Source organism: Stenotrophomonas muris, assembly GCF_052751275.1.
The window spans coordinates 2,009,161-2,032,458 of the sequence record NZ_CP199879.1; the positions used below are offsets into that span (position 1 = coordinate 2,009,161).

The 23,298-nt window shown below is 67.5% G+C and carries 25 protein-coding genes; 10 read left to right on the plus strand and 15 right to left on the minus strand.

What is annotated here, in order from left to right; genetic code table 11:
* Positions 1 to 124 precede the first annotated feature (124 nt).
* Genes ACUVWL_RS09240 through rsmD form a run of 3 tightly spaced genes read right to left on the minus strand, consistent with a single transcriptional unit; the run spans position 125 to position 1,791 of the window.
* The gene (locus tag ACUVWL_RS09240) at positions 125 to 616 is read right to left on the minus strand and encodes a hypothetical protein (protein WP_005409092.1); all 492 of its coding nucleotides are present in this window, start codon (positions 614 to 616) and stop codon (positions 125 to 127) included.
* 60 nt (positions 617 to 676) lie between these two features.
* Positions 677 to 1,186, minus strand: a complete 510-nt coding sequence (gene coaD / locus ACUVWL_RS09245) for a pantetheine-phosphate adenylyltransferase (RefSeq protein ID WP_014036814.1) — start codon at positions 1,184 to 1,186, stop codon at positions 677 to 679.
* A 26-nt stretch (positions 1,187 to 1,212) separates the two neighbouring features.
* On the minus strand, positions 1,213 to 1,791 hold the full coding sequence (rsmD, locus tag ACUVWL_RS09250; RefSeq protein ID WP_014646773.1) for a 16S rRNA (guanine(966)-N(2))-methyltransferase RsmD: 579 nt from the start codon (positions 1,789 to 1,791) through the stop codon (positions 1,213 to 1,215).
* An 809-nt stretch (positions 1,792 to 2,600) separates the two neighbouring features.
* On the opposite strand from rsmD, the gene htpG reads away from it, so the two are divergent.
* Positions 2,601 to 4,490, plus strand: a complete 1,890-nt coding sequence (gene htpG / locus ACUVWL_RS09255; protein WP_445979113.1) for a molecular chaperone HtpG — start codon at positions 2,601 to 2,603, stop codon at positions 4,488 to 4,490.
* Positions 4,491 to 4,667: 177 nt separating this feature from the next.
* Here htpG and ACUVWL_RS09260 read toward each other — a convergent pair whose 3' ends face one another.
* Positions 4,668 to 4,967, minus strand: a complete 300-nt coding sequence (locus ACUVWL_RS09260) for a hypothetical protein (RefSeq protein ID WP_014646771.1) — start codon at positions 4,965 to 4,967, stop codon at positions 4,668 to 4,670.
* Positions 4,968 to 5,096: 129 nt separating this feature from the next.
* On the opposite strand from ACUVWL_RS09260, the gene ftsY reads away from it, so the two are divergent.
* The 3 genes from ftsY (at position 5,097) to ACUVWL_RS09275 (ending at position 7,910) form a co-directional block, all read left to right on the plus strand.
* On the plus strand, positions 5,097 to 6,428 hold the full coding sequence (ftsY, locus tag ACUVWL_RS09265; RefSeq protein ID WP_046429948.1) for a signal recognition particle-docking protein FtsY: 1,332 nt from the start codon (positions 5,097 to 5,099) through the stop codon (positions 6,426 to 6,428).
* Between the two features lie 82 nt (positions 6,429 to 6,510).
* Positions 6,511 to 7,635: an A/G-specific adenine glycosylase gene (gene mutY / locus ACUVWL_RS09270; protein ID WP_142234579.1), complete on the plus strand. Its 1,125-nt coding sequence runs from the start codon at positions 6,511 to 6,513 to the stop codon at positions 7,633 to 7,635.
* A 5-nt stretch (positions 7,636 to 7,640) separates the two neighbouring features.
* Positions 7,641 to 7,910, plus strand: a complete 270-nt coding sequence (locus ACUVWL_RS09275) for an oxidative damage protection protein (protein ID WP_004153160.1) — start codon at positions 7,641 to 7,643, stop codon at positions 7,908 to 7,910.
* A gap of 74 nt (positions 7,911 to 7,984) precedes the next feature.
* Here the strand turns inward: ACUVWL_RS09275 and ACUVWL_RS09280 are convergent, their stop codons facing one another.
* The 10 genes from ACUVWL_RS09280 to ACUVWL_RS09325 all read right to left on the minus strand — a co-directional run bounded on the left by ACUVWL_RS09280 (position 7,985) and on the right by ACUVWL_RS09325 (position 14,913).
* Complete coding sequence (locus tag ACUVWL_RS09280; protein ID WP_032958624.1) at positions 7,985 to 8,434, minus strand: DUF6491 family protein; 450 nt, start codon at positions 8,432 to 8,434, stop codon at positions 7,985 to 7,987.
* 107 nt (positions 8,435 to 8,541) lie between these two features.
* Positions 8,542 to 9,255 (minus strand): lipoprotein-releasing ABC transporter ATP-binding protein LolD, encoded by a 714-nt coding sequence (lolD, locus tag ACUVWL_RS09285; RefSeq protein WP_014036806.1) that lies wholly within the window; start codon positions 9,253 to 9,255, stop codon positions 8,542 to 8,544.
* Positions 9,248 to 10,489: a lipoprotein-releasing ABC transporter permease subunit gene (locus tag ACUVWL_RS09290; protein ID WP_032958619.1), complete on the minus strand. Its 1,242-nt coding sequence runs from the start codon at positions 10,487 to 10,489 to the stop codon at positions 9,248 to 9,250. Before ACUVWL_RS09290 ends, lolD begins: the two co-directional genes overlap by 8 nt.
* A gap of 23 nt (positions 10,490 to 10,512) precedes the next feature.
* Complete coding sequence (locus ACUVWL_RS09295) at positions 10,513 to 10,962, minus strand: hypothetical protein (protein ID WP_445979114.1); 450 nt, start codon at positions 10,960 to 10,962, stop codon at positions 10,513 to 10,515.
* Entirely contained in the window at positions 10,913 to 11,161 is a 249-nt protein-coding gene (locus ACUVWL_RS09300; protein WP_005409080.1) for an FAD assembly factor SdhE, read from the minus strand. The genes ACUVWL_RS09295 and ACUVWL_RS09300 overlap by 50 nt, the downstream gene beginning before the upstream one ends.
* A 75-nt stretch (positions 11,162 to 11,236) precedes the next feature.
* The gene (locus tag ACUVWL_RS09305) at positions 11,237 to 12,022 is read right to left on the minus strand and encodes a succinate dehydrogenase iron-sulfur subunit (protein ID WP_005409079.1); all 786 of its coding nucleotides are present in this window, start codon (positions 12,020 to 12,022) and stop codon (positions 11,237 to 11,239) included.
* Between the two features lie 66 nt (positions 12,023 to 12,088).
* The gene (gene sdhA, locus ACUVWL_RS09310) at positions 12,089 to 13,879 is read right to left on the minus strand and encodes a succinate dehydrogenase flavoprotein subunit (protein WP_014646765.1); all 1,791 of its coding nucleotides are present in this window, start codon (positions 13,877 to 13,879) and stop codon (positions 12,089 to 12,091) included.
* A gap of 31 nt (positions 13,880 to 13,910) precedes the next feature.
* Positions 13,911 to 14,297, minus strand: a complete 387-nt coding sequence (sdhD, locus tag ACUVWL_RS09315) for a succinate dehydrogenase, hydrophobic membrane anchor protein (RefSeq protein WP_005409077.1) — start codon at positions 14,295 to 14,297, stop codon at positions 13,911 to 13,913.
* Entirely contained in the window at positions 14,294 to 14,686 is a 393-nt protein-coding gene (gene sdhC / locus ACUVWL_RS09320; RefSeq protein ID WP_024958620.1) for a succinate dehydrogenase, cytochrome b556 subunit, read from the minus strand. Before sdhC ends, sdhD begins: the two co-directional genes overlap by 4 nt.
* A 56-nt stretch (positions 14,687 to 14,742) precedes the next feature.
* Positions 14,743 to 14,913 (minus strand): DUF1674 domain-containing protein, encoded by a 171-nt coding sequence (locus tag ACUVWL_RS09325; RefSeq protein WP_005409075.1) that lies wholly within the window; start codon positions 14,911 to 14,913, stop codon positions 14,743 to 14,745.
* 39 nt (positions 14,914 to 14,952) lie between these two features.
* Between ACUVWL_RS09325 and ygfZ the strand changes: the two genes are divergently transcribed.
* Complete coding sequence (ygfZ, locus tag ACUVWL_RS09330; protein WP_241886685.1) at positions 14,953 to 15,828, plus strand: CAF17-like 4Fe-4S cluster assembly/insertion protein YgfZ; 876 nt, start codon at positions 14,953 to 14,955, stop codon at positions 15,826 to 15,828.
* Positions 15,829 to 15,931: 103 nt separating this feature from the next.
* Here the strand turns inward: ygfZ and ACUVWL_RS09335 are convergent, their stop codons facing one another.
* Entirely contained in the window at positions 15,932 to 17,014 is a 1,083-nt protein-coding gene (locus tag ACUVWL_RS09335; protein WP_197561835.1) for a sn-glycerol-3-phosphate ABC transporter ATP-binding protein UgpC, read from the minus strand.
* Between the two features lie 352 nt (positions 17,015 to 17,366).
* On the opposite strand from ACUVWL_RS09335, the gene zwf reads away from it, so the two are divergent.
* From zwf to ACUVWL_RS09360, 5 genes are all read left to right on the plus strand, one after another.
* Entirely contained in the window at positions 17,367 to 18,803 is a 1,437-nt protein-coding gene (gene zwf / locus ACUVWL_RS09340; protein ID WP_014646761.1) for a glucose-6-phosphate dehydrogenase, read from the plus strand.
* Positions 18,800 to 19,807 (plus strand): glucokinase, encoded by a 1,008-nt coding sequence (glk, locus tag ACUVWL_RS09345; protein ID WP_445979115.1) that lies wholly within the window; start codon positions 18,800 to 18,802, stop codon positions 19,805 to 19,807. Before zwf ends, glk begins: the two co-directional genes overlap by 4 nt.
* Positions 19,804 to 20,529, plus strand: coding sequence for a 6-phosphogluconolactonase (gene pgl, locus ACUVWL_RS09350; RefSeq protein ID WP_014646759.1), 726 nt, complete (start codon positions 19,804 to 19,806; stop codon positions 20,527 to 20,529). The genes glk and pgl overlap by 4 nt, the downstream gene beginning before the upstream one ends.
* Before the next feature lie 58 nt (positions 20,530 to 20,587).
* The gene (edd, locus tag ACUVWL_RS09355) at positions 20,588 to 22,504 is read left to right on the plus strand and encodes a phosphogluconate dehydratase (RefSeq protein WP_032958604.1); all 1,917 of its coding nucleotides are present in this window, start codon (positions 20,588 to 20,590) and stop codon (positions 22,502 to 22,504) included.
* Positions 22,505 to 22,620: 116 nt separating this feature from the next.
* Complete coding sequence (locus ACUVWL_RS09360; RefSeq protein WP_014646757.1) at positions 22,621 to 23,280, plus strand: bifunctional 4-hydroxy-2-oxoglutarate aldolase/2-dehydro-3-deoxy-phosphogluconate aldolase; 660 nt, start codon at positions 22,621 to 22,623, stop codon at positions 23,278 to 23,280.
* Positions 23,281 to 23,298: the final 18 nt, after the last annotated feature.

Consider the following 23,298-nt stretch of genomic DNA (forward strand, 5'->3'; position numbering starts at 1 on the left):
TCCTCGCCCGCGCCCTGGGACAAAGGACCGGCCAGCGCGGGCGCGCGGGCCGGTCAGGTCATCAGCGGCGCCCTTGCAGGATGCCGCCCGGGCCATGCCGGAGCATGGCCGCCATGGCTCGGTATTACTTGGCTTCGACGAAAATGTACTCGGCACCGGTCGGCTGGATCGCAGCCTGCACGCGGGCGTTGTCGGCCGACTGGCCGATGAAGACGACGCGCACGCCCTTCATCGAATCCGGCGACACGTCCTTGAACACGGCCTGGATCATGTCCGCCATCTTGCCCGAGGCCGACGAACCGAAGGCCAGCATGTTGCCCGGCTGCACGCCACGGGCCACGGCCTGGGTCGCGCTCTCGGTCTGGCGCTCGTACTTGGCCTGGAAGTCCGGGTCCGATTCCGGCGAGAGGTAGTACAGGAACGGGCTGTTGGTGATGTTGCCCATGTTCTGGATCGCCACTTCCTGCAGGTACTTCTTCCAGCCTGCATCGTCGTCCTTGGCCGGGGCGACCAGGGCCTGCTTGGCCTCGTCGACCGGAGCGGCCTCTTCCTTCTTGCAGGCGGTGAAGGCCAGGGCCAACGAAGCGATCAGCATCGCGCGCATGGTGGTGTTCATGGGTTTCCTCCCGGAATGGTGCGTGGTGGTGTACGTAATGGGGTGCGGGTACAGCGGGGCTTACGACTGTGCCGACTTCGCTTCGCGGACCTTGCGCAGGGCTTCGAGCACCGCGGCCGGCACGAAACCGGACACGTCGCCGCCCAGGCGCGCGATCTCGCGGACCAGCGAGGACGAAATGAAGCTGTGCTGCTCGGCCGGGGTCAGGAACAGGGTCTCGACCTCGGGGATCAGGTGGCGATTCATGCTGGCCATCTGGAATTCGTACTCGAAGTCGGACACCGCGCGCAGGCCGCGCAGCAGCACCCCGCCCTGCACCGAACGTACGAAATGGGCCAGCAGGGTATCGAAGCCGATGACCTCGACGTTGCCGTGGTGGGCCAGCGCGCCACGCGCCAGCTGCACGCGCTGCTCCAGCGGCAGCGCCGGGCCCTTGGACGGGCTCTGCGCCACGCCGACCACGACCTTTTCGAACAGCGGCGCGGCCCGGCTCACAAGGTCGATATGACCGTTGGTGATGGGGTCGAACGTGCCGGGGTAGACGGCAATGCGGCGATTGGCCACGGTCATGGGCGGATGCAGATGTTCAGATGAGGTCAAAGTGTAGCAGTGGCACGGCGGTACAGGGCAAAGCGCACCTCGCGGGTGCCACCCTCGCGGTGCAGCAGCCAGTCCGGCGGCAGCACCGGCACGTGGCCGGCCGGCGATTCCAGGTACAGCCAGGCGTCGGCGGCCAGGTGCCGCGGCAGCTGGGCCAGCACGTCCTGCCACAGGCCATCGGCAAACGGCGGGTCGATGAAGACCAGGTCGGCCTGCTGCGCCTGCGCCCCTTGCAGCCAGCGCAGGGCATCGGCCTGCACGACGGTGATCTGGTCGCTGGCCTGCAGCCTGGCGACGGCGGCGGTCAGGTTGCGTCCCAGCTGCGCATCGCGCTCGACCAGGGTGGCGTGGGCAGCGCCACGCGAGACCGCCTCCAGGCCCAGCGCGCCACTGCCAGCGAACAGGTCCAGCACGCGGGCCCCGCCGAGCTTGGGCATCAGCCAGTTGAACAGGGTCTCGCGCACGCGGTCGCTGCTGGGGCGAAGGCCCGGCAGGGTCGGCACCGGCAGCCGGGTATTGCGCCAGCGCCCGCCGATGATGCGGACCTGGCCGTCATTGCCACCGCGGCCGCTCATCGGCGCCCCCGGCGGGAGGAATTCGAGAAATTCAGCATGAGCGGGATTGTAGTTCGGCCGGGCGGCGCCCGGCACCCGCAGAAGCCGAAGCAACAGCAACAGCGGGCATCCCCGCGGGATGGCGGGGTGGGTCCGGTTGAGGGGGACGCTGCAAGTACGTCCATGTAAGCTCGGTCGCCGCATCCATGCGGCTCACGCCCCCTCAACCGGACCCACCCCGCCTTCGACAGTTTCCTGCGATCTGTCGGAACGGCTCTTGGGGTCAGATCCGTTTTCCTGCAGAAAACGGATCTGACCCCATTGGATGCACCCCGCCTTCGACAGTTCCCTGCGATCTGTCGGAACGGCTCTTGGGGTCAGATCCGTTTTCCTGCGGAAAACGGATCTGACCCCATTGGATGTATCGATATCTGACAGATGTGTCGACCAAGGTCGACACCTACCAACAGCCGCGGGAAATCTGTCAGAGGCGGGGCGGTGTGGGGTGGCAGGACCGTTGGCGCCATGGATGGCGCCATCGAGCCCCCATGGGTGAGGGCGCTTTGCTTGCGAAGCACTGCTTCGCGAGCGCCCGAACGCACAGCCGCCAGCGGCTGGGCCGGCCCCCGGAGGGGGGTTTACGGCGTGTCCTGCCAACCCACACCGCCCCGCCATCCCACGGATAGCCCGCTGTTGCTGTTGCTGTTGCTTCGGCCTCTGCAGGTGCCGGGCGCCGCCCGGCCGACCAACCCCTTGATTTCGGGACAATCAGCCATACCCCTTGGCGAGGCCGCACGCGCTGGCGCGGCATTGCACATGGAGCCCTATCGATGACCGAGACCACCCAGACCGAAACCCTTGGCTTCCAGACCGAAGTCAAGCAGCTGCTGCAGCTGATGATCCACTCGCTGTACTCCAACAAGGAGATCTTCCTGCGCGAGCTGGTCTCCAACGCCGCCGACGCCGCCGACAAGCTGCGCTTCGAGGCCCTGACCCAGCCGGCCCTGCTGGAAGGCGACAGCGAACTGCGCGTGCGCGTCAGCTTCGACCCCGCCGCCCACACCATCACCATCGAAGACAACGGCATCGGCATGAGTCGCGCCGAGGCGATTGCCCATCTCGGCACGATCGCCAAGTCCGGCACCGGCGATTTCCTGCGCCAGCTGTCCGGCGACCAGAAGAAGGATTCGCAGCTGATCGGCCAGTTCGGCGTCGGCTTCTACAGCGCCTTCATCGTTGCCGACGAGGTCGAAGTGACCTCGCGCCGCGCCGGCCTGGCCGCAGGTGAAGGCGTGCGCTGGACCTCGCGCGGCGAAGGCGATTTCAACGTCGCCACCGTCGACAAGGCCGAGCGCGGCACCCGCATCGTCCTGCATCTGAAGGATGGCGAGCATGATTTCGCCGACGGCTGGCGTCTGCGCAGCATCCTCAAGAAGTACTCGGACCACATCGGCCTGCCGATCCAGATGCCGAAGGAAGGCGAGGAAGGCGCCACCGTCGAGTGGGAGACCGTCAACCGCGCCAGCGCGCTGTGGACCCGTCCGCGCACCGAGATCGGCGACGCCGAGTACACCGAGTTCTACAAGCACATGGCGCACGACCACAGCGATCCGCTGGCGTGGAGCCACAACAAGGTCGAAGGCAAGCTGGAGTACACCTCGCTGCTGTACGTGCCCGGCCGCGCGCCGTTCGACCTGTACCACCGCGATGCGCCCAAGGGCCTGAAGCTCTATGTGCAGCGCGTGTTCGTGATGGACCAGGCCGAGCAGTTCCTGCCGCTGTACCTGCGCTTCATCAAGGGCGTGGTCGACTCCAACGACCTGTCGCTGAACGTCTCGCGCGAGATCCTGCAGTCCGGCCCGGTCATCGATTCGATGAAGGCGGCGCTGACCAAACGCTCGCTGGACATGCTGGACAAGCTGGCCGCCGACAAGCCGGAGCAATACGCCACGTTCTGGAAGGAATTCGGCCAAGTGCTGAAGGAAGGCCCGGCCGAGGACTACAACAACCGCGAGAAGGTGGCCGGGCTGCTGCGCTTCGCCTCCACCCGCGGCGACAGCGATGCGCAGACGGTGTCGCTGGCCGATTACCTCGGCCGCATGACCGAAGGCCAGGACAAGATCTACTACCTGACCGGCGAGAGCTACAGCCAGGTGCGCAACAGCCCCCACCTGGAAGTGTTCCGCAAGAAGGGCGTGGAAGTGCTGCTGCTGACCGACCGCATCGACGAGTGGCTGATGGGCTACCTGACCGATTTCGACGGCAAGGGCTTCGTCGACATCGCTCGTGGCGATCTCGACCTGGGCGCGCTGGAAACCGAAGCGGACAAGCAGGAACAGGAAGCCGCGGCGAAGGACAAGCAGGGCCTGGTCGAGCGCCTGAAGACCGTGCTGGGCGATGACGTGGCCGAAGTGCGCGTGTCACACCGCCTGACCGATTCGCCGGCGGTACTGGCCATCGGCGAACAGGACCTGGGCCTGCAGATGCGCCAGATCCTGGAAGCCAGCGGGCAGAAGGTGCCGGACAGCAAGCCGGTGCTGGAAATCAACCCGGGCCACCCACTGATTGCCAAGCTGGATGCCGAAGCCGATGGCGCGCGTTTCGACGACCTCGGCCGGGTGCTGTTCGACCAGGCCGCGCTGGCCGCCGGTGACAGCCTGAAGGACCCGGGTGCCTACGTGGCGAGGCTGAACAAGCTGCTGCTGGAGCTGTCGGCCTGATCGACAGGGTGGTCGCCGGGCATGGCCCGGCTTACCCGGCGGTGCTCTGGTAGAGGCCGACCTTGGTTGGCGCCCCAAAAGCGTGCCAACCAAGGTTGGCACCTACCGGCGCGGGTGGAGAGTGCCAACCAAGGTTGGCACCCACCAGGGGCGGCGGTTGGCGCCTGCCGAAGGGGTTCAGGCGTCGCGATCCAGCAGCGAACCCAGCATCTGGTCCTGGCGGCGGATCACCGCGGCATTGGCGGCGAAGGCCACCACCTCGGCTTTCGCGGCCAGCAGGTCACCCAGCGGCGCGCCGGCATCGGCGCCGACGGGAATCACCGCGGCCTGCACCCCACCCTGCCCGGCAGCACTGCGCTGCAGCTGCAGGCGCTGGGCATCCGGGGTCGCCAGGTTGGCCACGTTGTGCGCAGCCACCTGCACGCCCTGCTGGGACGCACGCATCCCGCCGAGGGCAATTCCCATCACGTTGTCCATGGCGGTCTCCGGGCCGCACGACGCAGCCCTCCGGACCGGTTAACGGCCGGCGGGCCGCGACCTTGAGTCCACATCGGCCCGACAGGCCCGAGTGGTAGCATATCCCCCTGATTTCAGCGCCTTTTGCCAATGCTCAGTTTTTTCCGCCGCAAGAAGCCCCAGGATGCCCCCGCAGCGGAGGCACCCAAGACCCAGCACTACTCGGCTGAAGAGCTGGCGGCGGCGTTCCCGTCGGCCGCGCCGGTCGAGGACAAAGAGCCAGCACCGGTAGCCGTACCGGCCGCGCCTGCGCCGGCCGAGCCGCCGCCGGCAGCCGTCGTTCCGGTCGCTTTCGAGCCCACCCCGGTGGTTCCGGCTCCGGTGGTTCCGGCTCCGGTCGTTCCCGCTCCGAGCGCTCCGCAATCGGCCGCCCGGATCGACGTCGCCCCGGTGGCGGCCCCGGCCATCGAACCGGCACCCGCACCACTGCCTCAGCCCACCCCGGCACCGGTCACCGACGACCTGCCTGCCGCCGCCTCGATCGATGCCGTTCCGGCGCCTGCCGGCAAGCCCGGCTGGCGCGAACGCCTGCGCAACAGCGTCATCGCGCGCAGCTTCGGTGGACTGTTCTCGCGCAACCCCAAGCTCGACGACGATCTGCTGGACGAACTGGAAACCGCACTGATCACCGCCGACGTCGGCGTGGGCGCCACCACCGATCTGGTCGAGGGCCTGCGCAAGCGCATGAAGTCGCGCGAGTTCGCCGACGCCAATGCGCTGCTGGCCGCGTTGCGCGCCGAGCTGATCGCGATCCTGCAGCCGGTGGCCAAGCCGCTGGTGATCGATCGCAACGCCAAGCCCTTCGTGGTGCTCACCGTCGGCGTCAACGGCGTCGGCAAGACCACCACCATCGGCAAGCTGGCCAAGCGCTTCAAGGACGACGGCCACAGCCTGATGCTGGCTGCCGGCGATACCTTCCGCGCCGCCGCCGTGGCCCAGTTGCAGGCCTGGGGCGAGCGCAACGGCGTAGCCGTGGTCGCGCAGGGGCAGAACGCCGATGCCGCTTCGGTGGCATTCGACGCGCTGCAGGCCGGCAAGGCCCGCGGCACCTCGGTGCTGATCGCCGATACCGCCGGCCGCCTGCACACCCAGTCCGGCCTGATGAACGAGCTGGGCAAGATCCGCCGCGTGCTCGGCAAGATCGACCCCACCGCCCCGCACGAAGTGCTGATGGTGATCGACGGCACCACCGGCCAGAACGCGCTGTCGCAGTTGCGCCAGTTCAATGCCGCAGTGAACGTGACCGGCCTGGTGGTGACCAAGCTGGACGGCACTGCCAAGGGCGGCGTGGTGTTCGCGCTGGCCCGCGAGTTCGGCATCCCGATCCGCTTTGCCGGTATCGGCGAGCGCCCGGAAGACCTGCGCGTGTTCGATCCGGAAGCGTTCGTCGACGCCCTGCTGCCCGAAGCGCTGGGCGCCTGATACACCGCGCAGCCACGCATGGCGTGGCTCTACCGCAGCCTGGTAGAGCCACCCCACGGGTGGCTGCCTCTCTGGAACTCCAATGCCCCGCCAGCCGCACGCCAGCGCCGAAACTGCAGAACGGGACGGTTTCGTCGCCCGCCTGCTGCACTGGTTCGACGACCATGGTCGCCACGACCTGCCCTGGCAGCACCCACGCAGCCCCTATCGGGTCTGGCTGTCGGAAATCATGCTGCAGCAGACCCAGGTAGCCACGGTCATCCCGTACTTCCAGCGGTTCCTGCAGCATTTCCCGACGCTGCCCGACCTCGCCGCCGCCAGCAATGACGCGGTGATGGCGCAGTGGGCCGGGCTCGGCTACTACGCCCGCGCACGCAACCTGCATGCCGCCGCGAAGCGCTGCGTGGAACTGCACGACGGCGACCTGCCGCGCGATTTCGATGCATTGCATGCCCTGCCCGGCATCGGCCGCAGCACCGCAGGTGCGATCCTCAGCCAGGCCTGGAACGATCCGTTCGCGATCCTCGATGGTAACGTCAAGCGCGTGCTCAGCCGTTACCACGGCATCGACGGCTTTCCCGGCCTGCCGGCCATCGAGAAACAGTTGTGGTCGATTGCCGAGGCGCACGTGGCGCAGGTGCCGGCCGGGCGAATGGCTGATTACACCCAGGCGCAGATGGACCTGGGTGCGACGGTGTGCAGCCGCGCCAAGCCAGCCTGCGTGATCTGCCCGCTGCAGTACGCGTGCGTGGCGCGCCGCGAAGGCCGCACCGCCGAACTGCCCACGCCCAAGCCCAGCAGGACCCTGCCCGAGCGCGAAGCCGTGGCCCTGCTGCTGCGCGACGCCCAGCAGCGCGTGCTGCTGCAGAAGCGGCCGGACACCGGCATCTGGGCACAGTTGTGGACGCTGCCGCAGGCCGAGGCCGGCAGCGAACTGCAGGACTGGTTCGACGCGCACGTCGAAGGTTCGCTGGAAGACGCCGAGGAGCTGCCCGTGCTGCAGCACACCTTCAGCCATTACAAGCTGTACCTGCAGGTACTGTCGCGGCAGGTGCACGGCCTGCGCGTGGAAGAACCCACGCTGCGCTGGGTCGCCAACGACGAGCTGCCCGCGCTGGGCCTGCCAGCGCCGATCCGCAAGCTGCTCGACGGCGCCACGACCAAGGCGCCGAAACGAAATTCCAAGAAACCCCGCAACCACGAGTGAGTGCCATGTCCCGAACCGTCTTCTGCCAGTACGAACAACGCGATGCCGAGGGCCTGGACTTCGTGCCCTACCCCGGCGAACTGGGCCAGCGCATCTTCAACAACATCGGCAAGCAGGCCTGGGCCGCGTGGCTCGCGCACCAGACCATGCTGATCAACGAAAACCGCCTGTCGCCGCGCACCCCGGAGCATCGCGCATTCCTTGAGGGCGAACTGGTCAAGTTCCTGTTCGAGAAGGACGCGGAAAAGCCTGCCGGCTTCACCCCGGAAGCCTGACCCAAAGGTAGTGCCGGCCGCTGGCCGGCATCGCGCAGATGCCAGGTTGCCGGCCAGCGGCCGGCACTACCGCGCTATTTCGTATTTTCCTCGCGCTCCTGCACCTGCGCCTGGCGCAGCTCCTGCTCGGAGGCACGCAGTGCCTTCACGTCCAGCTTGCGGATGCTGTTGATGAAGCACGGCATGCGCGGGCCACCGGTCGGGTCGCGCACCAGCACCTTGTCGAAACGCGATGACACGCGGCCCATGCTGCTGGTCAACCCGATGGCGGTGGCGTACGACAGGTCCGGGCACGGACCACTCAGTTCCAGCAGGTAAGCCTCGCTCGGCCGGGTCCACACCGCCAGCGCGCTGTCACCCAGTTCGGTCCAGCCATTGAGGCTGCCGAAGAACTGCATGTCGTTCTGCGGCGCGCCGGCGTGGGCGCGGTACAGATCCAGTTTCTCGGTACTGCTGAGCCGGCCGGTGGTCGCGCAGGCGGCCAGCGCCAGGCAGAGTCCGGCGATCAGGATCGGGGTCTTCATGGCGATCTCCTCGGGGAACCTGCTGCGATCATGCGCCGGCCGATGTGCGACCGGCGCGAGGGCAGGTAAACCCGTTCAGGCGCCGGGAGGCGGCCGTTGCCGGCCGCTCAGACGTCGGCGTGGGCCAGTGCGTGCAGGCGCCCTTCGCGCAGCTCCAGCACCCGGTCCAGGCGCCGCGCCAGGCTGCGGTCGTGGGTAACCAGCACCAGGCTGGTATGACGCGCGCGGTTGAGTTCCAGCATCAGCTCGAACACGGTGCCCGCGGTGCGGTCATCCAGGTTGCCGGTCGGCTCGTCACCGAGCACGCAGGCCGGATGATTGACCAGCGCACGTGCCACCGCGGCACGTTGGCGTTCGCCGCCGGACAGCTCGCCGGGCTTGTGGTCCAGGCGATGGCCGAGGCCGACCGCTTCCAGCAGCGTGGTGGCCCGGCTGCTCGCTTCGGCCACGGCGGTGCCGGCCAGCAGCACCGGCATCATCACGTTTTCCAGCGCGGTGAACTCAGGCAACAGGTGGTGGAACTGGTAGACGAAGCCCAGCGCCTGGTTGCGCAGCAGGCCACGCGCGGTGTCCGACAGCGCGGACATGCGCTGGCCGGTCACGTAGACCTCGCCTGCGGTCGGAATATCCAACCCGCCCAGCAGGTGCAGCAGCGTGCTCTTGCCGGCACCGGAGGCACCGATGATCGCCACGGTTTCGCCGGCGGTCACGGTCAGGTCCAGTCCATCGAACACCGGGGTCTGCATGCGCCCTTCGGCATAGGTCTTGCCCAGTGCTTCGGCGCGGATCACTTCATCGCCGCGGTTGAAGACCTTATTCATAACGCAGGGCCTCCGCCGGCTGGGTGCGTGCTGCCCGCCAGGCGGGATACAGGGTGGCCAGGAAGCTCATCAGCAGCGCGACCACGGTGATCGCCACCACGTCGCCGGTCTGCATGTCGGTCGGCAGGCCGGTGATGTAGTACACATCCTCCGGCAGCAGCTTGACGTTGAACACGCTCTCGATGGCACCGAGGATGCGTTCCAGGTTGAGGGTCAGGGTGATGCCGCCGATCAGGCCGGCCAGCGTGCCGAAGATGCCGATCAGCGAACCCTGCACCATGAACACCTGCATCACCCCGCCCGGGGTCAGGCCGAGGGTGCGCAGGATGGCGATGTCGGCCTGCTTGTCGGTCACCAGCATCACCTGCGAGGACACCAGGTTGAACGCACCCATGGCGATGATCAGCGACAGCAGGATGCCCATCACCACCTTCTCCATGCGCAGCGAGTGGTAGAGGTTGGCGTTCTGCTGGGTCCAGTCACTTACCCGGTACGCACCACCCAGGCTCTGCGCCAGGTCCACGCCCACTTCCAGCGAGCGGTCCATGTCGTGCAGTTTCAGCCGCACGCCGGTGGCGCCGTCGCTGCGCAGCACGCGCTCCAGGTCCTGCATGTTGGCGAAGCCGACGCCCCGGTCGACCTCGTTGTAGCCGGCCTCGAAGATGCCGCTGACGGTGAAGCGTTTCATCCGCGGCACGGCACCGGCAGGCGTGCCCTGCACTTCGGCGAAGGTCACCAGCACCTGGTCACCGACGTCGACGCCGAGCCAGATCGCCAGTTCCTTGCCCAGCAGCAGGTTGAAGCTGCCCGGCGTCAGGCTGGCATAGCTGCCCTTGGTGACCTTCTTGTCGATCACCGATACCTTCGGCTCCAGCGCCGGATCGATGCCCTGGATGATCGCACCCTGCACGCGCGGGCCGCTGATCATCGACTGGATCTCGATGTACGGCGCGGCACCGGCCACGCGCGGATCCTTGCGGGCTACGTCGACCACGCGCATCCAGTCCGGCATCGGCTCGCCGTCGCGGCTGATGGTGGTGTGCGCGGTCATCTGCAGCAGGCGGCTGCGGATTTCCTTCTGGAATCCGCTCATCACCGCCAACGTGGTGATCAGCACCGTAACGCCGAGCGCGATGCCCAGGATCGATGCCATCGAGATGAAGGAGATGAAGCCGTTGCGGCGCTTGGCGCGCAGGTAGCGCAGGCCAATGGCCACGGGAATGGGTTTGAACATGCAGGCACGCCGGTCAATTCAGCTTATGGTGCCATCGTCCGGGGCTGACGGGAAACGGCGCGTGCGGCCACGGCCAGTCGCAGTTCACGTCGCTGCCCGGAATCGAGCACATCCGGCCAGAACAGCAGGCACCGGCGGCGCTGGTCCTGATGCCAACGCAACAGCAGCCACGGCCCGCGCACCACCAGCCGGGGTGCCTCGACGTCCTGCCCGGCCACCCGAATCGGCTCGGGAAGCGGAGGCAGAAGCACCTGCACGCGCGGCCTGCGCTGGCGCCAGGCCAGTTCGGCCAGGCCCGTGCACCAGGCCAGCACCACTGCGGGCATCAGCAGCCGTGAAGGCAGATCCGATGCGCGCAGCAGCCACGGCGCAGCCAGCAGCACCGCCAACTGGGCGGCGGCCTGCAGCCGCGAGGCGCGCCACTCAAGGCTTGAGGGCGAGGATCTTCTGCATGAGGGGGATCGCGTGCGCATGCGGGCAGGCCTCGTAGCCCATGAACCAGCGCCACAACTTATCGTCCTCGCAGTCGAGCAGGAACAGGAAAACCTCGCGCTCTTCGGTCGGCGCAGTGCTCCACTCGTGGTCCAGGTAGCGGCCGAACAGCTGGTCCAGCTCACGCATGCCGCGGCGACAGCGCCAGCGCAGCTTCTTCAGCAGAACGTCTTCTTCCATCGTGTTTCTCCAGATACAGCAAAGCCACGCATGGCGTGGCTCTACTGGGGTCATGCAACTACCCTGCGCCGTGTATCAGGCGCGGCGTTCCATCATCAGCTTCTTGATCTCGGCGATCGCCAGTGCCGGGTTCAGGCCCTTCGGGCAGGTCCGGGCACAGTTCATGATGGTGTGGCAGCGGTACAGCTTGAACGGATCTTCCAGATCGTCCAGGCGCGCACCGGTGTCCTCATCGCGCGAGTCGATGATCCAGCGGTAGGCCTGCAGCAGGATCGCCGGGCCCAGGTAACGCTCGCCGTTCCACCAGTAGCTCGGGCAGCTGGTCGAGCAGCAGGCGCACAGGATGCACTCGTACAGGCCGTCCAGCTTCTTGCGGTCTTCCGGCGACTGCAGGCGCTCGCGGTCCGGAGGTGCCGGGGTCTGGGTGCGGATCCACGGCTTGATCGACGCGTACTGCGCGTAGAAGTGGGTCAGGTCCGGAACCAGGTCCTTGACCACGTTCATGTGCGGCAGCGGGTAGATCGGCACTTCCTTCTTGCCGCAGTCCGAGATGGCTCGGGTGCAGGCCAGGGTGTTGGTGCCGTCGATGTTCATGGCGCACGAACCACAGATACCTTCGCGGCACGAGCGGCGGAAGGTCAGGGTCGGGTCGATCTCGTTCTTGATCTTGATCAGGGCGTCCAGGACCATCGGGCCACAGGCGTCCAGATCGACTTCATAGGTATCGGTGCGCGGGTTGCTGTCGTCGTCCGGACTCCAGCGGTAGATCTTGAAGGTGCGCACATTCTTGCCGCCGTTCTTGACGGGGAAATGCTTGCCCTTCGTGATCTTGGAATTCTTGGGGAGTGAAAACTCGGCCATGGCTGCTCTCGTTGGCTCAGGCGGCCCGCGCCCGTGGGCGCGGATTGCATGGTAGGCGGGGTCGGATCAGTACACGCGCGGCTTCGGCGGCACCACGGACACGTCGTCGGTCAACGTGTACATGTGCACCGGACGGTAGTCGAAGCTGCACTTGCCCTTCTCGTCGACGCTGACCAGGGTGTGCTTCTGCCAGTTGACGTCGTCGCGGTCCGGGAAGTCCTCGTGCGCATGCGCGCCGCGGCTTTCCTTGCGCTGTTCGGCCGAGTTGATCGTCGCCACCGCATTGAGCAGCAGGTTGTTCAGCTCGTAGGTCTCGATCAGGTCCGAGTTCCACACCAGCGAACGGTCGGAGACCTTCACGTCCTGGAACGAGTCGAAGATCTTGTCCATCTTCTCGCAGCCTTCCTTCAGCGTCTGGCTGGTGCGGAAGACCGCCGCGTCGGCCTGCATGGTGCGCTGCATGCGATCGCGGATGACCGAGGTCGGGGTATCGCCGTTGGCGTGGCGCAGCTTGTCCAGCAGGCCCAGCGCCTTGTCGCAGGCATCGGCCGGCAGCGGCTTGTGCGCAGCGCCCGGCTTGATGGTCTCGGCACAGCGGTTGGCCACGGCACGGCCGAACACCACCAGGTCCAGCAGCGAGTTCGAGCCCAGGCGGTTGGCGCCGTGCACGGACACGCAGGCCGCTTCGCCGATGGCGTACAGGCCCGGCACCACGGCATTGTCGTTGTCGCCGACCTTCTGCACCACTTCGCCGTGGTAATTGGTCGGAATGCCGCCCATGTTGTAGTGCACGGTCGGGATGACCGGAATCGGCTGCTTGTGCACGTCGACGCCGGCGAAGATGCGGGCGCTCTCGGCGATGCCCGGCAGCTTCTCGTCGATCACGCCCGGGCCGAGGTGGGTCAGGTCGAGCAGGATGTGGTCCTTGTGCTCGCCGACGCCGCGGCCTTCGCGGATCTCGATGGTCATCGAACGGCTGACCACGTCGCGCGAGGCCAGGTCCTTGTAGTGCGGCGCGTAGCGCTCCATGAAGCGCTCGCCGCTGCTGTTGCGCAGGATGCCACCTTCACCGCGGACACCCTCGGTGATCAGGCAGCCGGCGCCGTAGATGCCGGTCGGGTGGAACTGCACGAACTCCATGTCCTGCATGGCGATGCCGGCACGCATGGCCAGGCCGCCACCGTCGCCGGTGCAGGTGTGCGCCGAGGTGGCGCTGAAGTAGGCACGGCCGTAGCCGCCGGTGGCCAGCACCACGCCCTGGGCGCGGAACAGGTGCAGGGTGCCGTCGGACATGTCCAGGGCCAGCACGCCGCGGCAGGCGCCTTCCTCGTCGAAGATCAGGTCGAGCGCGAAGTACTCGATCATGAAGCGCGCGTCGTGCTTCAGCGACTGCTGGTACAGCGTGTGCAGCATCGCGTGGCCGGTACGGTCGGCCGCCGCGCAGGTACGCTGCGCCGCCGGGCCTTCGCCATACTTGGTGGTCATGCCACCGAACGGACGCTGGTAGATCTTGCCTTCGGCGGTGCGCGAGAACGGCACGCCGTAATGTTCGAGCTCGATGATGGCCGGGATGGCCTCACGGCACATGTACTCGATGGCGTCCTGGTCGCCCAGCCAGTCCGACCCCTTGATGGTGTCGAAGAAGTGGTAGCGCCAGTCGTCCTCGCCCATGTTGCCGAGCGCCGCCGAGATACCGCCCTGGGCGGCAACGGTGTGAGAACGGGTCGGGAAGACCTTGGTCAGGCACACGGTCTGCAGGCCCTTGGCGGCCAGGCCGAACGTGGCGCGCAGGCCGGCACCGCCGGCGCCGACCACGACCATGTCGTACTTGTGTTCGGTGATCTTGTAAGCGGACATCTAATCTGGATTCCTGTGTAGGTGCCTGGGCTCAGGCAACGCCGAGGGCGATGCGGCCCACCGCAAACACACTGACGATCATGCCGAGCACGGCGACGAACTTCACCGCGGTCTGCAGCACCAGGGCCAGCAGCGATTCGTGGATGTAGTCTTCCAGCACGACCTGCATGCCGAGCTGCGCGTGCCAGAACATGGCGATCAGCAGGCCGATCAGCGGCACCGCGTTCCACGGCTTGGCCACGGCGGCGGCGGCGGTGGCGTAGTCCGAGCCCAGCAGGCCCAGCACGAAGACCAGGAACCAGATGCCCAGCACCACCAGTGCGGCGGCGGTCAGGCGCTGGTGCACGAAGTGCTCGGTGCCGGTCTTGGCCGAGCCAAGGCCGCGCACGTTCTTCAACGGGGTACGGAACTTGCTCACGCGGCACCTCCGAACATCACATAGGCCCACACCAGCAGGGTGATCACCAGGCTGCCGATGACCGACAGCCAGCTGCTGCGGATGAAGGCGGGGATGCTGAAGCCGATGGCGAAGTCCTGCACGACGTGGCGGATGCCATTGCACAGGTGATAGGCGAACGACCATGTCCACGCGAACAGGAACACGCGGCCATACCAGGCCCCGGCATGGCCGGTGAAGCAGTTCCAGGACTCGGGCCCCATCATCAGGGCCAGCAGGCCGGCGGCGATGATGAGGGCACCAACAGACAGAAAGACGCCAGTGGCTCGATGCAGGATCGAGGTGGCCATCTGAATCTGCCAGCGATACACCTGAAGGTGCGGGGAAAGTGGGCGTTGTCTGGTCGCCATTCGCTGGGCTCGTTGTCTCGGCTGGGCGGCACACGGCCGCGTTGGCTCAATGCTGATCAGAAATCGATGCAGCGTCCGTTTTTCTCCCAATCGCCATACCGCACCGGATCAAGTCCGCCGCGGCCGCCGAATTCTTCCGCTTTTTCCTGTTCCACGGGCACGGGTGCCGCGGGGACCAGCGGGGCTTCAGATTCGTCGTCGGGAGTGGGGGTTGTTTGGCCTATCATGTTCGGTCTCGCAACGCACAAATTTTAGACCTCGTTCACGTGCCTGACAACCTGCCCCCTGCTTTCGTCGGATATCCGCGCCTGCCCGGCCACCAGCTGCTGAGCCTGCAGGGCCCGGATGCGGCTGTCTTTGCCCACGCCCAGTTCAGCAGCGATGTCACCGCCCTGCCCCTGCAGCACTGGCAGTGGAGTGCCTGGCTGAGCGCCAAGGGCCGTACCCTGGCGGTGTTCCAGCTGCTTCGGCTGGCCGACGACCACGTGATGCTGGTGCTGGCTGACGGCGATGCCGATGCGATTGCGTCGCAACTGCAGCGCTTCGTGTTCCGCCGCAAGGTGAAGGTGCAGGTGCGCAGCGATCTGGCGGCGGCTGGCGCGTTCACCGCGCCCGAGGCCGCCAGCGGCGGGGCGATTGCGCAGACCGCAGGCGACGGCTGGGAGCTGGACCTGGGCAGCGATGCCCTGCCGCGCACCCTGCGCGTTGGCAGCGCCGACGCGTTCGCTGCCGGCAATGAAGCCGATGAGGCCGCTTTCGCCCTGGCCTGGCGCCAGGCCGACCTGCGCTACGGCCTGCCGCGGCTGGAAGAAGGCCAGCGCGAAGTGTGGACCCCCCAACAGCTGGGCCTGGACCGCCTGAACGGCTACAGCGTGAAGAAGGGCTGCTATCCCGGCCAGGAAATCGTCGCCCGCACCCACTTCCTCGGCAAGGCCAAGCGTGCGGTGCAGTTGCTGCATACCGCAGCACCGGCACAGGCCGGCGATGGCGTGCAGCAGGATGGCGCGGGGCTGGGCACGATTGCCAGCGTGGCCGGCGACCTGGCACTGGCGGTACTGCCACTGGAGGCCAGCGACGCTGACCTGCAGGTGGGCGATGCCATTGCGCAGCGCGTGCCGTTGCTGGATGGCCTGGCCCGCTGAAGCAGGCGGGGACCTGCACGGGTGGGTGCAGGAATGGTAGTGCCGGCCGCTGGCCGGCAACCATGCAGGGTTGAGGTTGCCGGCCAGCGGCCGGCACTACCCCTTACAGGCGCGCGCCGGTTTCCGGATTGAAGAAATGCAGGCCCTGCGGGTGGATCGCCACGCGGATCTGCTCGCCCACCTCGGGCAGCGCCTGCGGCGCCACGCGCATGGTCAGCGCGTGCTGGCCACTGCTCAGGTTGACGAAGATCTCGTTACCGACCGGTTCGATGCCTTCAATGCGTGCGACGAACGCATGCGCATCGTCGGCGGCCGCCGGCTGCAGGTGCTCCGGACGCACGCCCACCGCGATCGGCTTCTGCAGCCAGGCCGGATCGATGGTGGCCTGGCCCAGCGGTGCACGCCACTCACCATCGACCACGGTCACGCCACCGGCATCGCCCTGCAGCGTGCCGCGCAGCACGTTCATCGCCGGGCTGCCGAGGAAGCCCGCCACGAACAGGTTGGCCGGGCGGTCGTACAGCGCCATCGGCGTATCGATCTGCTGGATGATGCCGTCCTTCAGCACCACGATGCGCTGGCCGAGGGTCATCGCTTCCACCTGATCGTGCGTCACGTAGATCATGGTGGTGCCCAGCTTGCGGTGCAGCTGCGCGATCTCGGTACGCACGCTGTGGCGCAGCTTGGCATCCAGGTTGGACAGCGGTTCGTCGAGCAGGAACACCGCCGGCTCGCGCACCAGCGCACGGCCCAGCGCGACACGCTGGCGCTGGCCACCGGACATCGCCTTGGGCAGCTTGTCCATCATCTCGGTCAGGCCCAGCGTCTGCGCCGCCTCGGCGATGCGCTTGTCGATGGTCGCCTTGTCGTGACCGCGCAGCTTCAGGCCAAAGGCCAGGTTCTCGGCCACGGTCATGTGCGGGTACAGCGCATAACTCTGGAACACCATCGCGATGTCGCGATCCTTCGGCGCCACGTCGTTGACCACGCGATCACCGATGGTCAGCGTGCCGCCGCTGATCTCCTCCAGGCCAGCCACCATCCGCAGCAGGGTCGACTTGCCACAGCCGGACGGGCCGACCAGCACCATCAGCTCGCCATCGGCGACCTCGAAGCTGGCGTCCTTCACCGCGACCTGGCCGTTGTCATAGACCTTGCGCACACCCTGCAACTGCACTTTTGCCATATCACCTATCCGGTCCGCCCGAAGCCGGGCTGTCTTTTGGGACTGCCTCGGCCCTCCCGATGGCAGTGATGATTGCGCGCTTGCCGCATGACGGCGAGCACTGCAATCGAATACAGTTGCCCATTCTGCCATGTAAACGTTTTCACGTGGCACTATCCGATGATCGGTGCGCACCGATCTGCGTCGGCGGTTGAACGAAGGTTCCGCCGAGGCAGTGGTTTCGAATGGAACGGTCTTCCGCCCCCCCGGAGAACGCCCCTGACGAACCTCGGACAGGCAGTTGCGCGGATGTCCCCCGAACCCAGCCATGAAGCGATTGACAACGATGTCACCCGGATCTGAAACTCGAGCGATGCACGACACCCTCTTCCTGTTCGGTGCCACAGGTGATCTGGCCCAGCGCTACCTGTTCCCTTCGCTGCTTCGCCTGCTTGGCGACGGCCTGCTGCCGGAGGACTTCCGCATCCGTGCGCTGGCCCTGTCCGGGCATGACACCGAAGCCTTCCATGACATCCTGCGGCCGCGCCTGCAGCAGGCCATGCCGATGGCCACGCAGGACGACATCAGCGCCCTGCTGCGTCGCATCGACTACCGCTCTGTGGACCTGCGCGACGTCGACTCGGTTGCCGCCGCGGTCGCCGACCTCGTGCACCGCAAGTGCGTCAGCTACCTCGCCATCCCGCCGGGCCTGTACATCTCCACCTGCGAAGGCCTGGCCAAGGGCGGCGCCCTCGCCGCGCCGGCACGCCTGATGCTGGAAAAGCCGATCGGCAGCGACAGCGAGAGCGCCGAGGAAATCATCAGCACCATCGGCCAGTGGATCGACGAGGACCGCGTGTTCCGCCTCGACCACTACCTGGGCAAGGCCGCGGTGCAGAACCTGATCGCACTGCGCTTCGGCAACACGCTGCTGGAAGCGGTGTGGAACCGCAACTACATCGAATCGGTGCACATCCTGGTGGCCGAAAGCGAAGGCGTGGATGGCCGCGATGCCTATTACGCCCGCTCCGGCGCGCTGCGCGACATGGTGCAGAGCCACATCCTGCAGCTGCTGTGCATGGTGGCGATGGAACCGCCGGCATCGCTGGAAGCCGATCGCATCCGCGACGAGAAGGTCAAGGTGCTGCGCGCCCTGCGCCCGCTCGATGCCAGGCACGCCGCGCGTGACAGCATCCGTGGCCGCTACACCGCCGGCACCATCAATGGCCAGCCGGCACAGGCCTACCAGCCGCCGGAAGGCAGCGACGTGGAAACCTTCGCCGGTGTCACCGCGCATATCGACAACTGGCGCTGGAGCGGCGTGCCGTTCCACCTGGTCACCGGCAAGCGCCTGCCCGAGCGCACCACCCGCGTGGTGGTCACGCTGAAGCCGGTCACCCACTGGCTGTTCGAGCGCCCGCAGCGCGCGCAGGCCGCACCGAACCGCCTGGTGTTCCAGCTGCAGCCGCAGGAAAACATCGAACTGGGCCTGATGAGCAGCCTGGCAGGCCCGGAATGGGGCGCGCTGGAGCTGCATCCGCTGGAGCTGGAACTGTCGGTGCCGACCGGCCTGCACCGCCGTATCGCTTACGAACGCTTGTTCCTGGATGCCTTCAACGGCAACCACACGCTGTTCGTGCGCGATGACGAAGTGCGTGCGGCCTGGGCCTGGATCGACAGCGTCGCCGACGCCTGGAAGGACGCCAAGCTGCCGCTGGAGCCCTACCCCGCCGGCCAATGGGGCCCGGGCAATGCGGGCGGGTTCCTGCCGCAGGACCTGGACGCGCCCGACAGCGGAGCGTCGGCATGAGTGCCAGCTCGCAGCCAGTGCTGGTCGCCGACATCGGTGGCACCAACGCGCGCTTCGCCCTGGCCGACACCTCGCTGGACGCACCGCTGCAGAAGGACAGCATCCGCGAGTACGCGGTGGCGGAGTTCCCGTCGCTGGGTGATGCCGCGCGCCACCATCTGGAACAGATCGGCGCCACGGCAAGCCGCGGCGTGTTCGCCGTGGCCGGTCGCGTGGATGGTGACGAAGCACGCATCACCAACCATCCGTGGGTGATCTCGCGCAGCCGCACCGCTGCCATGCTCGGGTTCGACGAACTGCACCTGATCAACGACTTCGCCGCGCAGGCGATGGCGATTTCACTGCTGCAGCCCGATGACGTGGTCCAGGTCGGCGGGGCTGCCTGGGTACCGGGCAAGCCCGGCCAGCCACGCAACTACGCGGTGATCGGGCCCGGTACCGGGCTCGGCGTCGGCGGCCTGATCATGCGCCACGGCCGTTGCTATCCGCTGGAAACCGAAGGCGGCCATGTGAGCTTCCCGCCGGGAACCCCGGAAGAGATCCGCATCCTGGAGATCCTGTCCGAGCAGTTCGGCCGCGTCTCCAACGAGCGCCTGATCTGCGGCCCCGGCCTGGTCAACATCCATCGCGCCGTGTGCGAGATGGCCGGCATCGATCCGGGCCAGCTGCAGCCGGTGGACGTGACCGCCCGCGCCCTGCACGGCGATCCGCAGGCGATGCGCACCGTGGATGTGTTCTGCGCCGTGTTCGGCGCCATTGCTGGCGATCTGGTGCTGACCCAGGGCGCCTGGGACGGCGTGTTCCTGACCGGCGGGCTGACCCCGAAGATGCTCGATTCGCTGCAGCACTCCGGTTTCCGCCAGCGCTTCGAGCACAAGGGCCGGTTCTCTTCCATCATGGCGCGCGTGCCCTCGTTGGCGGTGATGCATCCCCACGCCGGACTGCTGGGCGCCGCCGCCTATGCCGCCGACGCCGAACGTGACACACCTGGAGTTGCCGCATGAGCCCCACCACCTTCCACGACGACCGCATCGAGTTCATCAACCATGGCGATGCCGATGGCTGGATCGAAGCCGTTGCCGCCGAGATGGCGCACACCCTCAACCACGACATCAACGAAGTGGGCCGCGCCCGCATCCTGCTGTCTGGCGGCACTACACCGGCGCCGGTCTACCAGGCGCTGGCCGAGTTGGACGTGCACTGGGACCGGGTGGAAGTGAGCCTGGCCGACGAGCGCTGGCTGTCGCCGCAGGATCGCGACAGCAATGCCTGGCTGGTGCGCGAGCACCTGCTGAAACGCGCCGAGGGTGCGCATTTCGATCCACTGGTGCGGATCGGCAAGCCCCTGCCCGAATGCGTGTACACCGCCAACCTGCAGGCACAGCACAGCCAGCCGCCGAGCCTGGTGGCACTGGGCATGGGCAACGACGGCCACACCGCCTCGCTGTTCCCGGGCTCGAAGGACCTCGCCCGCGCACTGGAAAGCACCCTGCCCTATGCCGCGCTGGATGCCACCGGCTGCCCGGGTGCGAACCAGTGGCCGCTGCGCATCACGCTGACCCCGCATGGGCTGCGCCAGTGCCGACAGCGCCTGCTGCTGCTGCGCGGCAAGCAGAAGCTGCAGGTGCTGCGCCAAGCGTTGGACAGCAACGACGCCCAGCAGTATCCGATCCTCAACGCGATCAACCTGGAAGGCGCGCGCCTGCGCGTCCACTGGGCTGATTGATGTCGGCGGCGGCGCCCCGCCGCCGCTTGCCTCTCGCCACCTTGAACGCCGGTAGCCAATGAGCCTCCATCCGCAACTGCAAGCCATCACTGAGCGTGTCATCCGCCGCAGCGCCGCCTCGCGTGCCGCCTACCTGGCCGCGATCGACGCCTCCCTGCGCGAAGGCCCGTTCCGCAGCCGCCTGAGCTGCGGCAACCTCGCCCATGGATTCGCCGCCTGTGGCGGTACCGACAAGAGCCGCCTGCGCGGCGGCGTGACGCCGAACCTGGGCATCATCACCGCCTACAACGACATGCTCTCGGCGCACCAGCCGTTCGAGACCTATCCCGAGCAGATCCGCGAGATCGCCCGCGAGCTGGGTGCCACCGCACAGGTGGCCGGCGGCGTGCCGGCGATGTGCGACGGCGTCACCCAGGGCCGCGGCGGCATGGAACTGTCGCTGTTCTCGCGCGATGTGATCGCCCAGGCCACTGCGATCGGCCTCAGCCATGACATGTTCGATACCACCGTCTACCTCGGCGTGTGCGACAAGATCGTGCCGGGCCTGCTGATCGGCGCGCTGGCCTTCGGCCACCTGCCGGCGGTGTTCGTGCCGGCCGGCCCGATGACCCCGGGCATCCCCAACAAGCAGAAGGCGGAAGTGCGCGAGCGCTATGCCGCCGGCGAAGCCACCCGCGAAGAGCTGCTGGAAGCCGAGTCCGCCTCGTACCACGGCGCCGGCACCTGCACCTTCTACGGCACCGCCAATTCCAATCAGGTGCTGCTGGAAGCGATGGGCGTGCAGCTGCCGGGCGCATCGTTCGTCAATCCGGGCACGCCGCTGCGCGATGCGCTGACCCGCGAAGCGACCGAACGTGCACTGGACATCACCGCGCTCGGTGACGACTTCCGTCCGCTGGGCCGGATCATCGATGAGCGCGCGATCATCAACGCGGTCATCGCGCTGATGGCCACCGGCGGTTCGACCAACCACACCATCCACTGGATCGCAGTGGCGCGTGCCGCCGGCATCGTGCTGACCTGGGACGACTTCGACGAACTGTCGCAGCTGATTCCGCTGCTGGCCCGCGTCTATCCGAACGGCGAGGCCGACGTGAACCGCTTCGCGGCCGCTGGCGGACCGGCCTTCGTGTTCGGCGAGCTGATCAGGGCGGGCCTGATGCACGGTGACCTGGTCAGCGTGGCGCGCGGCGGCATGGCCGACTACGCGCGCGAGCCGCAGCTGCGCGACGGCCAGCTGGTCTACCTGCCGGGCCTGCAACACAGCGCCGATGACGAAGTGGTGCGTGGCGTCGACAACCCGTTCGAGCACCAGGGCGGCCTGCGCCTGCTGCGCGGCAACCTGGGCAAGTCGCTGATCAAGCTGTCGGCGGTGAAGCCGCAGTACCGCACGATCGAAGCACCGGCCGTGGTTGTCGATGCGCCGCAGGTGCTGAACAAGCTGCATGCCGGCGGCCTGCTGCCCGAGCACTTCGTGGCGGTGGTGCGTTACCAGGGCCCGCGTGCCAACGGCATGCCGGAACTGCATTCGCTCGCGCCGCTGCTGGGGCTGCTGCAGAACCAGGGCCGGCGCGTGGCACTGGTCACCGACGGCCGCCTGTCCGGCGCCTCGGGCAAGATTCCGGCGGCGATCCATGTGACGCCGGAAGCGGCGCGCGGTGGTCCGCTGGCCAAGGTCCGCGAGGGCGACATGATCCGCCTCGATGGTGAGGCCGGCACGCTGGAAGTGCTGGTGGACGCGGCCGAGTGGGCCGCGCGTCCGCTGGCCCCGAACACGGCGCCTGCCGCGCATGACCTGGGCCGCAACCTGTTCGCGATCAACCGACGCGTGGTGGGGCCGGCTGATCAGGGCGCGATTTCGATTTCGTGCGGGCCGGCGGCGGCCGATGGCGGGCCGTGGGAATACGACGCGGAGTACGAGCTGGGGCACGATGCCGCAGCGGCGGCGGCGCCGCATGAGGCAAAAGACGCCTGAAGCGAAAAGCCGCGGCAGGCTTCCCGGCCTGGGCAGTAGAGCGCCCTGGACAATTCCCGGCGCGTCATTTGCGCTGCGGCCACTGAATCAAGAAGAGCAAAGGCAAGGGCAAAAGCATGGGTATCGAACAACATCAGGTGAAGGCGGCGGAGCTGTTGCGTGCGGCGGGCATCCTGCCGGTGGTGACGATTCATACGCTGGACCAGGCGCGTGCGGTCAGTGCGGCGTTGCTGGAAGGTGGCCTGCCGGCGATCGAGTTGACGCTGCGTACGCCAGTGGCGATGGAAGCATTGGCGATGCTCAAGCGCGAGCTGCCGGACGTGGTGGTGGGCGCCGGCACGGTGCTGACCGTGGAGCAGATGCAGCAGTCGATCGATGCGGGCGCGGACTTCCTGGTGACCCCGGGTACGCCACCGGCGCTGGCCGATGCGCTGGCGGCGGCACCGCTGCCGGTAGTGCCGGGTGCGGCCACGCCGACCGAACTGCTGTCGCTGTATGCGCGCGGCTTCCGCGTGTGCAAGCTGTTCCCTGCCACCGCCGTGGGGGGGCTGGCGATGATCAAGGGTCTGGCCGGCCCGGTTGCCGACCTCAAGCTGTGCCCGACCGGCGGCATCACCGAAAACACCGCCGCCGAGTACCTCGAGCAGAAGAACGTGGTCTGCATCGGCGGTTCGTGGATGGTGCCGGGCAGCTGGATCGCCGACGGTCAGTGGGACAAGGTGCGCGCCAGCGCCGCCGACGCCGCGAAGATCATCAAGCGCGTACGCGGCCACTGAGCCCGACACAGCTGTAGA

Bases quoted from the DNA above. Each gene is read 5' to 3' on its own strand.
- ACUVWL_RS09240 (WP_005409092.1), bottom strand. From the start codon at position 616: ATGAACACCACCATGCGCGCGATGCTGATCGCTTCGTTGGCCCTGGCC.
- coaD (WP_014036814.1), bottom strand. From the start codon at position 1,186: ATGACCGTGGCCAATCGCCGCATTGCCGTCTACCCCGGCACGTTCGAC.
- rsmD (WP_014646773.1), bottom strand. From the start codon at position 1,791: ATGAGCGGCCGCGGTGGCAATGACGGCCAGGTCCGCATCATCGGCGGG.
- htpG (WP_445979113.1), top strand. From the start codon at position 2,601: ATGACCGAGACCACCCAGACCGAAACCCTTGGCTTCCAGACCGAAGTC.
- ACUVWL_RS09260 (WP_014646771.1), bottom strand. From the start codon at position 4,967: ATGGACAACGTGATGGGAATTGCCCTCGGCGGGATGCGTGCGTCCCAG.
- ftsY (WP_046429948.1), top strand. From the start codon at position 5,097: ATGCTCAGTTTTTTCCGCCGCAAGAAGCCCCAGGATGCCCCCGCAGCG.
- mutY (WP_142234579.1), top strand. From the start codon at position 6,511: ATGCCCCGCCAGCCGCACGCCAGCGCCGAAACTGCAGAACGGGACGGT.
- ACUVWL_RS09275 (WP_004153160.1), top strand. From the start codon at position 7,641: ATGTCCCGAACCGTCTTCTGCCAGTACGAACAACGCGATGCCGAGGGC.
- ACUVWL_RS09280 (WP_032958624.1), bottom strand. From the start codon at position 8,434: ATGAAGACCCCGATCCTGATCGCCGGACTCTGCCTGGCGCTGGCCGCC.
- lolD (WP_014036806.1), bottom strand. From the start codon at position 9,255: ATGAATAAGGTCTTCAACCGCGGCGATGAAGTGATCCGCGCCGAAGCA.
- ACUVWL_RS09290 (WP_032958619.1), bottom strand. From the start codon at position 10,489: ATGTTCAAACCCATTCCCGTGGCCATTGGCCTGCGCTACCTGCGCGCC.
- ACUVWL_RS09295 (WP_445979114.1), bottom strand. From the start codon at position 10,962: ATGCGCACGCGATCCCCCTCATGCAGAAGATCCTCGCCCTCAAGCCTT.
- ACUVWL_RS09300 (WP_005409080.1), bottom strand. From the start codon at position 11,161: ATGGAAGAAGACGTTCTGCTGAAGAAGCTGCGCTGGCGCTGTCGCCGC.
- ACUVWL_RS09305 (WP_005409079.1), bottom strand. From the start codon at position 12,022: ATGGCCGAGTTTTCACTCCCCAAGAATTCCAAGATCACGAAGGGCAAG.
- sdhA (WP_014646765.1), bottom strand. From the start codon at position 13,879: ATGTCCGCTTACAAGATCACCGAACACAAGTACGACATGGTCGTGGTC.
- sdhC (WP_024958620.1), bottom strand. From the start codon at position 14,686: ATGGCGACCAGACAACGCCCACTTTCCCCGCACCTTCAGGTGTATCGC.
- ACUVWL_RS09325 (WP_005409075.1), bottom strand. From the start codon at position 14,913: ATGATAGGCCAAACAACCCCCACTCCCGACGACGAATCTGAAGCCCCG.
- ACUVWL_RS09335 (WP_197561835.1), bottom strand. From the start codon at position 17,014: ATGGCAAAAGTGCAGTTGCAGGGTGTGCGCAAGGTCTATGACAACGGC.
- zwf (WP_014646761.1), top strand. From the start codon at position 17,367: ATGCACGACACCCTCTTCCTGTTCGGTGCCACAGGTGATCTGGCCCAG.
- glk (WP_445979115.1), top strand. From the start codon at position 18,800: ATGAGTGCCAGCTCGCAGCCAGTGCTGGTCGCCGACATCGGTGGCACC.
- pgl (WP_014646759.1), top strand. From the start codon at position 19,804: ATGAGCCCCACCACCTTCCACGACGACCGCATCGAGTTCATCAACCAT.
- edd (WP_032958604.1), top strand. From the start codon at position 20,588: ATGAGCCTCCATCCGCAACTGCAAGCCATCACTGAGCGTGTCATCCGC.
- ACUVWL_RS09360 (WP_014646757.1), top strand. From the start codon at position 22,621: ATGGGTATCGAACAACATCAGGTGAAGGCGGCGGAGCTGTTGCGTGCG.